This window comes from Sphingomonas astaxanthinifaciens DSM 22298 (genome assembly GCF_000711715.1).
Lineage (GTDB): Bacteria > Pseudomonadota > Alphaproteobacteria > Sphingomonadales > Sphingomonadaceae > Sphingomicrobium > Sphingomicrobium astaxanthinifaciens_A.
The window spans coordinates 405,163-417,330 of the sequence record NZ_JONN01000001.1 but is presented as its reverse complement, the minus strand read 5'-3'; the positions used below and the strand labels follow the sequence as shown (position 1 = coordinate 417,330).

Sequence of the window (12,168 nt, the reverse complement as noted above, 5' to 3'; positions counted from 1 at the left end):
CTCAAGGAGACTGAAAATGACGAATGAGGATGTCCGCTCGCGAGGACTTTTCTCGCGCATTGGCGCCTGGCTGAACGCGTGGGCGCTGGCGATGGATTTCAGCGAACATGACGTCGCCGCCAGTCGCCTGACGGCAATCGAGGGACGGCTTCTAAAGGTCGAGGAAGCGCTCGAAGGCAGGCGCGGGGCGGATGCGCCGGGCAGCGAACTGTGAGGCCTGAGGCCGAGGCCATCATGTCGGCGAAGTGGAGCCTGCCAGTCCTGCGAGTCCTCCTCGACGGACCGACCCGCTTCTCCGTTATTCGGAATAAGATCGACGGCATCACCGCGAATCTCCTCGCTGCTCGATTGAAAGAGCTCGAAAAGAGAGGGGTTCTCGTGAAGGACTATCTTCCGGAGCCAGCCAATCGTGCGGTCTACCGCCTGACCGAAAAGGGCAAGGCGGTCCGCGAGATCGTCGAAGCCCTGGATCGATGGTCGGAGCAATGGGCCAATGATCCGCACCCTCACGATGCCGAAGGAGGATCGGCACGATGAGCGCGGTCGCGCTGCGGCCCGAGCGTCAACAGGACATTCGGTCGGCTGTCCTTGATGGACCGATCCTTCCGCCGCTCGCACGCCTGTCGCTCCCGACGATCGCTGTGCTGGTGGCCCAGACCGTCGTTGGCGTTGCCGAGACCTATTACGTCGCGCGGCTCGGTAGCGACGCGCTCGTCGGTGTCGCGGCGGTCTTTCCGCTGTGGATGCTTATGACGATGATGTCCGCCGGCGGGATGGGCGGCGGAGTCGCCGCGGCGGTTTCCAACGCGATTGGCGCCGGGCACCATGACGACGCCGATGCCTTGCTCTTCCACGCAGTCGTGCTGGCGGTCTTGATCGGCGCGGGCTTCAGCGCGGCCATGTGGCTCGCCGGCCCAATCATTTACGGGGCGCTCGGCTTGCAGGGCGCGCCGATCGACGAAGCGCTTCGTTATTCGAACTGGCTCTTCCTTTGCAGTGTGCCGATCTGGACGGTCAATCTCTGCTCGGCGGCTTTGCGCGGGTCCGGGGACGTCAAAACCCCGGCCAGAATATCACTCGCGGGCATCGTCACACTTGTCCCGCTCTCGCCCTTGCTGATCTTCGGCTTCGGTCCGCTGCAGGGCATGGGCATCACGGGCGCAGGCGTCGCGGTCACCCTGTTCTACGCGGCAGCGGCCGTGTTCTTGCTGCGGCTCTTGCGGCAGGGACGGACGAACCTTTCTCTCCGCCGCCACCGCCTCGACAGGAAAGCGTTCGGACGCATTCTCGGCGTGGGACTGCTTTCCTCGCTTTCGGTCGTGCAGCTCAATCTGGCGGTTGTCCTCGTCACCGCTGCAGCGGGGCATTTCGGTGCGGAAGCGCTCGCTGGATACGGCATCGCGTCGCGGGTCGAATATCTTCTCGTGCCGGTCCTCTTCGGACTTGGGAGCGCCGTGCTGACGATGGTGGGAACCTGCACCGGCGCCGGCGATGTGGCTCGAGCGAAGCGGATTGCCATTGTCGGGACAGGCATTGCAGCTGGCTTCGCAGGCGCCGTCGGACTCATCCTGGCGGCTCGCCCGACAGTCTGGCTCGGGCTGTTCACAAAAGACCCGGCGATCTTCGCCGCCGGTTCGACCTACCTTCGGATCATGGCGATCGCCTATCCCGCGCTGGCCACGGCCTTTCTTCTTGCCTTCGTCTCGCAAGGAAGCGGACGGCCGGCCTGGACCACCATCGCGGGAACCGTGCGCCTTGCGATTGCCGGCGGACTTGGATGGCTCGCGATCTTCCATCTCGGTGGATCCTATGTCGCGCTCGCCTTGATCGTCGCATGTAGCCAAGCCGCCGCTGCGCTGCTGTCGATCTGGGCATTTGCCAGCGGCAAGCTTTGGATTCGTGCCTAATTGCCACTGCACGCCGCGCGGTTCACATCGGCAGCGCGACTACGTTATACCAGTGCGATACCGCAGGCGCGTGACCATGGGCCCAAGCGGCGCCCTTAAACAGCTAAGACATTGAAATTGTGACCGGTGCGGCTGGTGGAGCTGAGGGGAATCGAACCCCTGACCTCTGCAGTGCGATTGCAGCGCTCTCCCATCTGAGCTACAGCCCCGCACCGGTTGCCCCGCGCCTCTAGCGGCGCTTGCCCGCCAGCGCAACGCGCTTTTGCGGGGCAAGGGTAAAGCTTTTTCATTTCGCCTCTCTCGACCGTCATCCTGGCCTTTGGGGCCGGAACGCCGACCCACCAGCAACGTTAAATATTCGCATTCCGTCGTCCCCCCTCGGCGGATGCCAAGTGGAGGAGTGTTCATGGCTTACGACCGGTATGACAGCCGCGACGAGAACCGCGGCTACCGCAGCGATCGCCAGCGCAATTATGGTTCCGACCGCGAGGATCGCGGTTTCTTCCAGCGCGCGGCCGACGAGGTTTCGAGCTGGTTCGGCGACGACAGTTCGGGCGGACGGAGAGACGACGACCGTTATTCGCGGTCCGACCGCATGTCGGGCCTCGAAGGCCGCAGCGACCGCGACCGGGGCGGCTACACCGCCGGCCAGGGCGGCTGGGGCAGCAGCAGCAGCCAGAGCCAGAGCTACGCGCCGCGCGCCTATGACGAGGACGAGAACCGCCAGTCCTTCGGCCGCGACGAGGGCCGCTACGGTCGCAGCGACCGGTCGGCCTTCTTCTCGGGCGACCGCTCGGCGAGCTACGGCCGTGACGAGCGCTCGAGCCGCGACAGCGATTCCTACGGCAGCAGCTTCGGCCGGAGCGACACTGGCCGGCAGAACATGGATCGCGGCTACCAGAGCCAGGGCAGCGACCGCTATCAGCCGATGACCGGCGACTATGGCCGCGGCTCGGGCCTCGGCAGCCAGGATTATGGCCAGCAGCAATATGGCCGCCAGGACCGGCTCCAGGACCAGGACCGCGACATGGGCTCGCAGGCCTATGGCCGTTCGCAATTCGGTGGCCGCGACAGCTTCGGCTCCGGGCAGCAGTCGCGTTTCGGCGGCCAGTCGCAGCAGTCGGGCTATTCGCGCTCACCGCACGACGACCATTATTCGAGCTGGCGCCAGCGCCAGATCGAGGACCTCGACCGCGACTATGACGAATATCGCCGCGAGCATCAGAGCCGGTTCGAGAACGAATTCTCGAGCTTCCGCACCCAGCGCCAGACCAAGCGCCAGCTGCTCGGCCAGATCCGCGAGCATGCCGAGGTCGTCGACGAGAGCGGCGAGCGCATCGGCACGGTCGACAAGGTCCGCGGCGACAAGGTCATCCTGACCAAGAACGACCCGGAAGCGAACGGCGTCCACCGCAGCTTCACCTGCAGCCTGCTCGACCGGATCGAGGACGGGAAGGTCTATCTGACCGGCAAGAAGGACAGCATCCGTTCGCGCCTCGAGGAGGAGCGCGACGAGGGCCAGTCGGGCGGCATGCTCGGCGGGCTGTTCGGTTCGGACCGCGAGCGCGACGAGGATCGCCGCTCGTCGATGTCGCGGACGGACGAGGGTCCGCACATGCTCGATAAGAGCTTCTCGGGGACCTACGACGATGGCGGCAACACCGCCTCGACGACCCCCCTCGGTTCGACCACCAGTGCCACCCCGACCACGGGCAGCACCGGCAACAAGAAGTAAGCGACACCGCTGACTTCAAGCGCGGGCCCGGCCTTCCCCAGCGGAAGGCCGGGCCCGCTTTTTTTGTCGGCGGCCGGGCTTGACCGGCGGAGCGTCATCGCTTTGTGAGTTGCATCCGGCAATCGGTCGCCGACCCCTCGGCCCGCACGCTTCACAGGAGAGATTCATGGCCCAAGCCTGGCACCTCAAGAGCCGCCCGCACGGCATGCCGACCAGCGACAATTTCGAGTATAAGGCACTGACCCTCCCCGCGCTCGAGGAGGGCATGGTCCATGTCCGCAACCACTGGCTGTCGGTCGACCCGTACATGCGCGGGCGGATGAACGACGTGAAGAGCTACGTGCCCCCGTTCCAGATCGGCGAGCCGCTCGAGGGCGGCGCGGTCGGCGAGGTGGTGGAAAGCCGCTCGCCCGATTTCCAGCCGGGCGACAAGGTGCTGCACATGGCCGGCTGGCGCGACGAGGCGGTGCTTCCGGCGCAGGCGCTGAACAAGCTGCCGTCGATCCCCGGCATCGAGGCCAAGGACTTCCTCGGCAACCTCGGGCTGACCGGGGGCACGGCCTATTGGGGCCTGCTCGACGCGGCGCAGGCCAAGGAAGGCGATATCGTGTTCGTCTCGGCCGCGGCCGGTGCGGTTGGTTCGGCGGTGGTCCAGATCGCCAAGGCCAAGGGCATGACCGTGATCGGCTCGGCCGGCGGCCCCGACAAGGTCGAATTCGTCAAGTCGCTCGGCGCCGATGCGGTGATCGACTACAAGGGCGGCGTGCCGCTGGTGAAGGCGCTGGCCGAAGCGGCGCCCAAGGGCATCGACGTCTATTTCGACAATGTCGGCGGCGAGCATCTCGACGCCGCGCTGGCGCATGGCCGCCGCGACGCGCGCTTCGCCATCTGCGGGATGATCGACGGCTACAACAGCGGCGAGCCGACCAGCCTGCGCTACATCATGCGGGTGATCGCGATGCGGATGATGCTCAAGGGCTTCATCTACACCGACTATCTGCCGCGCAACGCCGAATTCTACGCCGACATGGGCCAGCTGGTCGCGACCGGAAAGGTCAAGAGCCGCGACACCGTGGTCGAGGGGCTGGAGAAGACCCCGGAGGCCTTCCTCGGCCTGTTCAGTGGTGCCAACACCGGCAAGATGCTGGTCAAGCTGTAAGGCAAAAGGGTCGTCCCCGCCCGGGCGGGGACGACCCTATCTTTCTTACACCCGGTTGTAGTTGCAGCTCTTGGGGTCGCCGGTGGTCAGGCCGCGGCGGAGCGCTTCCATTCGCTGCTGGCTCGAGCCGTGGGTGAAGCTCTCGGGCCGCACCGCCTGCCCCGCCTGCTGCTGGAGCGCATCGTCGCCGATCGCCGAGGCGGCCTTGAGCCCTTCCTCGAGATCGCCCGGATCGAGCGCCTTCGAGCCATCGGGCGCCTTTGCGAGCGCAGCCCAGACGCCGGCATAACAATCGGCCTGGAGTTCGACCCCGACCTGGACGGCATTGCCCTCGGCCTGGCTGGCGCGCGACTGGGCGCTGCTGGCGCGGTCGAGCGTCCCCTCGAGGTTCTGGATATGGTGGCCGACCTCATGCGCGATCACGTAATAAGGTGCAAAATCGCCGGTCGCGCCGAAGCGGGTCTTGAGCTCCTGGAAGAAGGCGGGGTCGATGTAGACGCTCTGGTCGCCCGGGCAGTAGAACGGCCCCATCACCGCCTGCCCCTGCCCGCAGGCGGTGCTGGTCCCGCCGGTGTAGGCAACGAGCTTGGGCTGAGTGTAGCGCGCGCCCGAGGCGGCGAAGAGCTGGGTCCAGACCTGGTCGGTATTCTCCAGCGTGTTGGCGAGGAGGTTCCTGGTCTGGGGATCCAAACGCGACTCGCCCGGCGAGGATTGCTGGGTGGGAGAGCCGCCGCCGCCACCGAGGATTCCGCCGCCGCCGAGCCCGCCGAGCGCGCAATAGCCGAGCGCTAGGATGAGCAGGCCGACGATCCCGAACCGGCTGAGGATCAGCGGGATCAGCATCCCGAGGATGCCGCCGCCACCGCCGAGCGAGAAGCCGCCGCCCGATTGCCCGGTCCGGTCGATGAAGTCTCCGTCGTTGCCGTCGCCGCCAATCCGCATCCGCCTCTCCCTTTCGCCCCCATAATGATCGGCAGGGCAATGCGGTTGCAATCGCCGTTTCGCCTGGGCCCGGGCTTGACCCGGGGTCGCGCTTCTTCTTCTGACAGGGACGCAAAGCGAGAGAAGGAAGAGCGATGATCCTCAAGGACAAGGTGGCGTTGGTCACGGGATCGACCAGCGGGATCGGGCTCGCCATTGCGCGGGCGTTGGCGGGCGAGGGCGCGCGGGTGATGCTCCACGGCTTCGGCGACCGGGACGCCAATCTCGCCTTGAAGGACGAGCTGGCCGAACTGTCGCAGGACCTGGCGAGCTTCTCGGACGCCGACCTGTCGGACCCGGAGGCCATCGACGGCCTCGTCGCGCAATGCACCGACGAGCTCGGTAGCCCGTCGATCCTCGTCAACAACGCCGGGGTCCAGCATGTCTCGCCGGTGGAAAGCTTCCCGTCCGAGAAGTGGGACCTGATCATGGCGGTCAATCTCTCGGCGGTATTCCACACCACCCGGCTGTGCCTCCCCTCGATGCGGCAGCGCGGCTGGGGCCGGATCATCAACACGGCGAGCGCGCACAGCCTCGTCGCCTCTCCCAACAAGAGCGCCTATGTCGCGGCGAAACACGGTGTCGCGGGCTTCACCAAGACGGTCGCGCTCGAGGCCGCGCGCGACGGGGTGACGGTGAACTGCATCTCGCCCGGCTATGTCTGGACGACCCTCGTCGAGAATCAGATCCCCGACACGATGAAGGCCCGCGGGCTCACCCGCGAGCAGGTGATGAACGACGTCCTGCTGGCGGCCCAGCCGACCAAGCGCTTCGTCGAGCCGGTCGAGGTCGCCAGCCTCGCACTCTACCTCTGCCGGCCCGAATCGGGCAGCATCACCGGCGCCAACCTGAGCATGGACGGCGGGTGGACCGCGCAATGAGGACGGTCGCCGCTCTCGCCCTTGCCGCCGCGGCGCTCGGGGCCTGCACCCCGACCGAGCGGCCGACCGCCGGCCCGATCGCCACCGCCTCGGCCTGGCAGACCGTCGCCACGCCGGGCGACCGCGAGCGGCTGCGGTCGTGGCGGCCCGTCTTCGTGCAGGCGCTGGCGGAGGCGAAGGCCGCCGGACACGGCGCCGCCATCGCCCGCGAGGGCGTGCTGCTCCAGCCCGATTCGGCCATCGGCGGCGGGCTCCCCAACGGCGATTATCGCTGCCGGATGATCAAGCTCGGCACCCGCAGCCCGGGGATGCTGCCCTTCATCGCTTATCCCGCCTTCAACTGCCGGGTGAGCCAGGCCGGGCGGCTCCAGTCCTTCGCCAAGCTGACGGGGTCGCAGCGGCAGGTCGGCTCGATCTTCGTGCATGACCAGCTTCGCCACGTCTTCCTCGGCACGCTGGTGCTCGGCGACGAGCAGAAGGCGCTGCCCTATGGCGCCGACGGCGATCGCGACCTTGCCGGCTGGGTCGAGCGGATCGGCGAGCGGCGCTGGCGGATCATCCTCCCCTCGCCGCGCTACGAGAGCCTGACCGACGTCGTCGAGCTCGTGCCCGCCTGACGAGAGGGGATGGAAGGACGGCGAAGCGCGGTTACAACTTCGCCTCATGCTGACGTCGCTCCTCGCCGCCGCCGCGGCCGCCGCCGCTCCCGTTCCGCCCGCCGACGCCAGCCTGATGGCGCTGTACCGTGAGCTTCACGCCGCGCCCGAACTTTCCATGCAGGAAGTGAAGACGGCCGCGCGGCTGGCGCCCGAACTGAAGAAGCTCGGCTTCACCGTGACCGAGAAGGTCGGCGGCACGGGCATCGTCGGGGTGCTCAGGAACGGGCCGGGCAAGACGCTCCTCATGCGCGCCGACATGGACGGGCTGCCGGTGGTCGAGCAGACCGGCCTCCCCTTCGCTTCCAAGGTCCGCGCGACCGCCCGCTCGGGCGTCGAGACCGGGGTGATGCACGCCTGCGGCCACGACACCCACATGACCGCGATGATCGGCGCGGTCCGCCGCCTCGTCGCCGACAAGGCGAACTGGAGCGGGACCCTGCTGGTCGTCTTCCAGCCCGGCGAGGAAACCGGCGAAGGCGCGAAAGCGATGCTCGATGCCGGCCTCTACAACCGCTTTCCGAAGCCCGACACCGCCATCGCCTTCCACGACAGCGCAAGCCTGCCTGCGGGCACGATCGGGATCACGCCCGGCTATGCCCTCGCCAACGTCGACAGCGTCGACATCCTGGTGAAGGGCGTCGGCGGGCACGGCGCCTATCCGCAGACGACCAAGGACCCGATCGTCCTGGCCAGCCAGATCGTGATGGCGCTGCAGACCTTGGTCAGCCGCGAAAACAGCCCGCTCGATCCGGCGGTGGTGACCGTCGGCAGCTTCCAGGCAGGTGCCAAGCACAACATCATCCCCGACGAGGCCAAGCTCCAGCTGACCGTGCGCAGCTATACGCCCGCGGTGCGCAAGCTGCTCCTGGATGGCATCGCCCGGATCGCGCGGGGCGAAGCCATTGCCGCCGGCCTGCCTGCGGACCGGATGCCCGTCGTCACGGTGCGCGAGGAGCTGTTCACCCCCTCGACCTTCAACACCGAGGCGATCTCCAACCGCACGCTCGCCTTGTTCGAGCAGCGCTTCGGCGCCGACCGCGTCAAGAAGGTCCCACCGGTGATGGGCGGCGAGGATTTCAGCCGCTTCTGGCTCGCCGACCAGAAGATCGACAGCCTGATCTTCTGGGTCGGCGGGGTGCCGCAGGCGGCGTGGGACAAGGCCGGCGGCGACCCCGCCAAGCTGCCTTCGCTCCACTCGCCCTTCTGGGCCCCCGAGGCCGAGACGGTGATCGCGACCGCGAGCGAGGCACTCGCCACCGCGGCGATGGCGGAGCTCAAGAAGAGGTGAGAAAGAGGCCGCGGCCGTTCATCCTTCCTTTGTAAATTTCTCCGACAGTGTCGCAGGTGGACAGCCTGCTTTCCTTCTGGAGTCACGCGCTCGGCGCGGTAGCGGTCGCGACGGTGCTGTTGTGGCAGCTGCGCGGCTGGGCGGCAGGACCGGCGCAGCGGCTCCTCCTCGGCGGCCTGCTGTCGACCGCGACCGCCGCCTGGCTGAGCGGGGTCTCGGCCGGAACCATGCTCGCCGCCCATGCCGAGACCGCGCGCAACCTGATCTGGGTCGCGATGCTGTTCGTCCTGTCGGACGCCGGCGGCGACCGGGCACGGCAGCGCGGGGTCGGGCTCGTCTACGGAGCGGTCGCGCTCGTGCTCGGGCTGCAGGCGCTGGTCGATACGCTCGCCCCCTTCGCGCTCCCCGGCGACCGCCCCGCCCTCGCTGCGGCCGCCATCGTCCTTCGAACCATCGGCGCGGCGGGGGCGCTGGTGCTGGTCCACAATCTCTACGGCCAGAGCGCCGCCGCCAGCCGCGGCCCGATCCGGCTGCCGATGCTCGGGCTTGCCGTCATTTGGGTCTACGACCTCAACCTTTACACGTTGCAGTCGCTCCAGGTGCCCGTCGGCAGCGCGCTCGCCGAGATGCGCGGCGTGGTGGTCGCCATCGCCGCACCTTTCTTCGCCATCACCCGCAGCGACAGCGCCGCCTGGCGCCCGAAGCTGTCGCGCGCCGCGACCTTCCAGTCGCTCTCGCTGCTCGCCATCTGTTCCTATTTTGCGATCATGTCGCTGCTCTCCGCCTCGCTCCGCGCGGGCGAGTGGGACTGGCTTCGGAGCCTTGCGATCCTCGTCCTCGCCGGCATGACCGTCGGGCTGGCGGTGCTGCTGCCGAGCCGGCGCGCGCGGAGCTGGACGCGGGTCAAGATCGCCAAGCATTTCTTCGAGCATCGCTACGACTATCGCACCGAATGGCTGCGCTTCGCCGCGACACTCGGCGAGCGCAGGTCGTCCGAGCCGCTCGCGGGCCGGATCGTCAAGGCTTTCGCCGACATCCTCGAGGCCCCGGCCGGGCTGCTGATCGCGCCCGACGGAATGGGACGCTTCACGATTGCCGGCAACTGGCAGTGGCCGAGCCGTCTCTCGGCCAGCACGCTCGGTGGCGAAGGCCTGGCCGCGCTCTGGCCGCAGCTCAATGACGGCAAGGTGCTCGAGCTCGACGCCCACCGGTATCGCTGGGGGTCGGCCGCCGATCTCGCGCTTCCCGTGCCGAGCTGGATGCGCGACGATTCCCTGCTGTGGGTCGGCGTTCCCCTGGTCCATGGCGAGACCGTGGTCGGGCTCGTCCTCCTCGCCGCGCCCGAGCTTCGCCGCCCGCTCGACTGGGAGGATTTCGACCTGCTCCGTACCGCCGGCCGGCAGGCGGCGGCGAGCCTGTCCGAGGCGACCGGCCAGCAACGCCTGTCCGAAGCCCAGCGCTTTGACGAATTCAATCGCCGCTTCGCCTTCATCCTCCACGACATCAAGAACCTGGTCAGCCAGCTGAAGCTGCTCGCCCGCAACGCCGAGCGTCATGCCGACAATCCCGAGTGGCGCGCCGACATGGTGGCGACGCTGCAGGGATCGGTGGGCAAGATGAATGACCTCCTCGCCCGCCTCGCGCCGGCCGCGGGCAATCAGTCCAAGCCGCCGCTGCGTGCCGTCGAACTGCGCCCCCTCCTCGCCGCGACCATCACCGCGCATCGCGGGCACCATGACGTCCGGCTGCTCGGCGACGGCGGGGTCGCGGTATCGGCCGATCCGCTCGGGCTCGAGCAGGCGCTCGGCCACCTCATCACCAACGCGATCGAGGCAAGCCCGCTGGCCGATCCCGTCCAGGTCCGGGTGACCCGCAGCGAGCGGGACGCGCGGATCGAGATCGCCGACACCGGCCCGGGGATGGACGCCGACTTCATCGCCAACCGTCTGTTCGCCCCCTTCGCCTCGACCAAGGACGGCGGCTTCGGGATCGGGGCCTTCGAGGCGCGCAGCCTTGTCCATGCCATGGGCGGGCAGCTGACCGTCGACAGCCGTCCCGGCCAGGGCACCCGTTTCACCATCAGCCTGCCGCTCGCCGCGGCCTCTTCCTCCGACCAGCGCGAAAGATTGTCCGCATGAGCGACCCCGTCGAACTCCCCGTCCTGCTCGTCGTCGAGGACGACGAAGGCCTCCAGCGCCAGCTGAAATGGGCCTATGAGGGTTATCGCGTGGTCAGCGCCTTCAACCGGGCCGAGGCGCTCGAGCTGCTGCGCCTGCACGAGCCGGCCGTGGTCACGCTTGACCTCGGCCTTCCGCCCGATCCCGACGGCACCACCGAAGGCTTCGCCGCGCTGGCCGAGATCCTGCGCGTGAAGCCCGACACCAAGGTAATCGTCGCCTCGGGCCATGGCGCGCGCGAAAGCGCGTTGAACGCCATCGCGCTCGGCGCCTATGATTTCTACAAGAAGCCGGTCGACATCGACGACCTCGGCCTGATCGTCGCCCGCGCCTTCCAGCTCCACGCGCTCGAGGCCGAAAACCAGCGCCTGGCAGCGCAGGCGAGCGACGGCGGGACCGTGCTCGGCTCGATCATCAGCGCCTCGCCCGTGATGCTCAAGGTCGCCCGGACGATCGAGCGGGTCGCCCCGGCCGACGTCTCGGTCATGCTGCTGGGCGCAAGCGGCACCGGCAAGGAACTGCTCGCCCGCGCGGTTCACGAGAAGTCGCGCCGCGCCGGCAAGCCCTTCATCGCGATCAACTGCGCGGCCATCCCCGAGAACCTCCTCGAGGCCGAACTGTTCGGCTACGAGCGCGGGGCCTTCACCGGCGCGGTCAAGACCACGCCCGGCAAGATCGAGATGGCCGAGGGCGGAACGCTCTTCCTCGACGAGATCGGCGACGTGCCGCTGCCGCTCCAGGTCAAGCTGCTGCGCTTCCTCCAGGAAAGGGTAATCGAGCGGATCGGCGGGCGCCAGACGATCCCCGTCGACCTGCGCATCGTCTGCGCCACGCATCAGGACCTGTCGGCGATGCAGGCCGATGGCCGGTTCCGCGAAGACCTCTATTATCGCCTCGCCGAGATGGTGATCGACATCCCCACCCTCGCCGAGCGGCCCGGCGACGCGGTGCTGCTCGCACGGCATTTCGTCCGCCGCTTCGCCCGCGAGCTCGGCAGCCCGATTACCGGCCTTGCCCCCGACGCGGTCGACGCGATCGACAGCTATGCCTGGCCCGGCAACGTCCGCGAGCTCGAGAACCGGATCAAGCGCGCGGTGATCATGGCCGAGGGCAAGCTCGTCGGTGCGCTCGACCTCGACCTGCCCGGCGTGTCGGAAGCGGCGTTCGAGGCGATCAATCTGCGCGCCGCGCGCGAAAAGGCCGACCGCCGCGCGATCCACCAGGCGCTGATCCGCACCGAGCATAATATCTCGGGCGCGGCCAAGCTGCTCGGGATCAGCCGGCCGACGCTCTACGACCTGCTCAAGCAATATCAGCTCCAGCAGTAAGGCGACGTGCGAGCCCGGGCTTGCACTTGGTCAACATTCTGTCATTTGCCTGT

The 12,168-nt window shown here is 68.0% G+C and carries 11 protein-coding genes and 1 tRNA gene; 10 read left to right on the top strand and 2 right to left on the bottom strand.

All coding sequences use genetic code 11. The annotated features are described in order from the left end of the window. Positions 1-16: 16 nt before the first annotated feature. From BS69_RS0102090 to BS69_RS0102085, 3 genes are read left to right on the top strand one after another with little or no spacing between them, the layout of a single operon-like run. Positions 17-214, top strand: a complete 198-nt coding sequence (locus tag BS69_RS0102090) for a hypothetical protein (RefSeq protein WP_029940335.1) — start codon at positions 17-19, stop codon at positions 212-214. 20 nt (positions 215-234) lie between these two features. Then, positions 235-537, top strand: coding sequence for a winged helix-turn-helix transcriptional regulator (locus tag BS69_RS13875; protein WP_156956822.1), 303 nt, complete (start codon positions 235-237; stop codon positions 535-537). After that, complete coding sequence (locus BS69_RS0102085) at positions 534-1,907, top strand: MATE family efflux transporter (protein ID WP_051676462.1); 1,374 nt, start codon at positions 534-536, stop codon at positions 1,905-1,907. Before BS69_RS13875 ends, BS69_RS0102085 begins: the two co-directional genes overlap by 4 nt. A 133-nt stretch (positions 1,908-2,040) precedes the next feature. Here the strand turns inward: BS69_RS0102085 and BS69_RS0102080 are convergent. Next, a tRNA-Ala gene (locus tag BS69_RS0102080) sits at positions 2,041-2,116 on the bottom strand. A 197-nt stretch (positions 2,117-2,313) separates the two neighbouring features. Between BS69_RS0102080 and BS69_RS13490 the strand changes: the two genes are divergently transcribed. Beyond that, positions 2,314-3,642 (top strand): DUF2171 domain-containing protein, encoded by a 1,329-nt coding sequence (locus BS69_RS13490; RefSeq protein WP_169738043.1) that lies wholly within the window; start codon positions 2,314-2,316, stop codon positions 3,640-3,642. A gap of 166 nt (positions 3,643-3,808) precedes the next feature. Next, positions 3,809-4,801: an NADP-dependent oxidoreductase gene (locus BS69_RS0102070; RefSeq protein ID WP_029940332.1), complete on the top strand. Its 993-nt coding sequence runs from the start codon at positions 3,809-3,811 to the stop codon at positions 4,799-4,801. Positions 4,802-4,846: 45 nt separating this feature from the next. Here BS69_RS0102070 and ypfJ read toward each other — a convergent pair whose 3' ends face one another. After that, on the bottom strand, positions 4,847-5,743 hold the full coding sequence (ypfJ, locus tag BS69_RS0102065) for a KPN_02809 family neutral zinc metallopeptidase (RefSeq protein ID WP_029940331.1): 897 nt from the start codon (positions 5,741-5,743) through the stop codon (positions 4,847-4,849). A 134-nt stretch (positions 5,744-5,877) separates the two neighbouring features. On the opposite strand from ypfJ, the gene BS69_RS0102060 reads away from it, so the two are divergent. From BS69_RS0102060 to prsR, 5 genes are read left to right on the top strand one after another with little or no spacing between them, the layout of a single operon-like run. Then, positions 5,878-6,663 (top strand): 3-hydroxybutyrate dehydrogenase, encoded by a 786-nt coding sequence (locus BS69_RS0102060; RefSeq protein ID WP_029940330.1) that lies wholly within the window; start codon positions 5,878-5,880, stop codon positions 6,661-6,663. Next, complete coding sequence (locus BS69_RS0102055) at positions 6,660-7,280, top strand: DUF4893 domain-containing protein (protein WP_029940329.1); 621 nt, start codon at positions 6,660-6,662, stop codon at positions 7,278-7,280. The genes BS69_RS0102060 and BS69_RS0102055 overlap by 4 nt, the downstream gene beginning before the upstream one ends. A gap of 46 nt (positions 7,281-7,326) precedes the next feature. Further along, positions 7,327-8,610 carry an amidohydrolase gene (locus tag BS69_RS0102050; protein WP_029940328.1) on the top strand — a complete coding sequence of 428 codons (1,284 nt, stop codon included), beginning with the start codon at positions 7,327-7,329 and terminating at the stop codon, positions 8,608-8,610. Between the two features lie 56 nt (positions 8,611-8,666). Further along, positions 8,667-10,748 (top strand): XrtA/PEP-CTERM system histidine kinase PrsK, encoded by a 2,082-nt coding sequence (prsK, locus tag BS69_RS0102045; RefSeq protein ID WP_029940327.1) that lies wholly within the window; start codon positions 8,667-8,669, stop codon positions 10,746-10,748. Next, a complete protein-coding gene (prsR, locus tag BS69_RS0102040; RefSeq protein WP_029940326.1) occupies positions 10,745-12,115 on the top strand; it encodes a PEP-CTERM-box response regulator transcription factor in 1,371 nt (456 codons plus the stop codon). Before prsK ends, prsR begins: the two co-directional genes overlap by 4 nt. Positions 12,116-12,168: the final 53 nt, after the last annotated feature.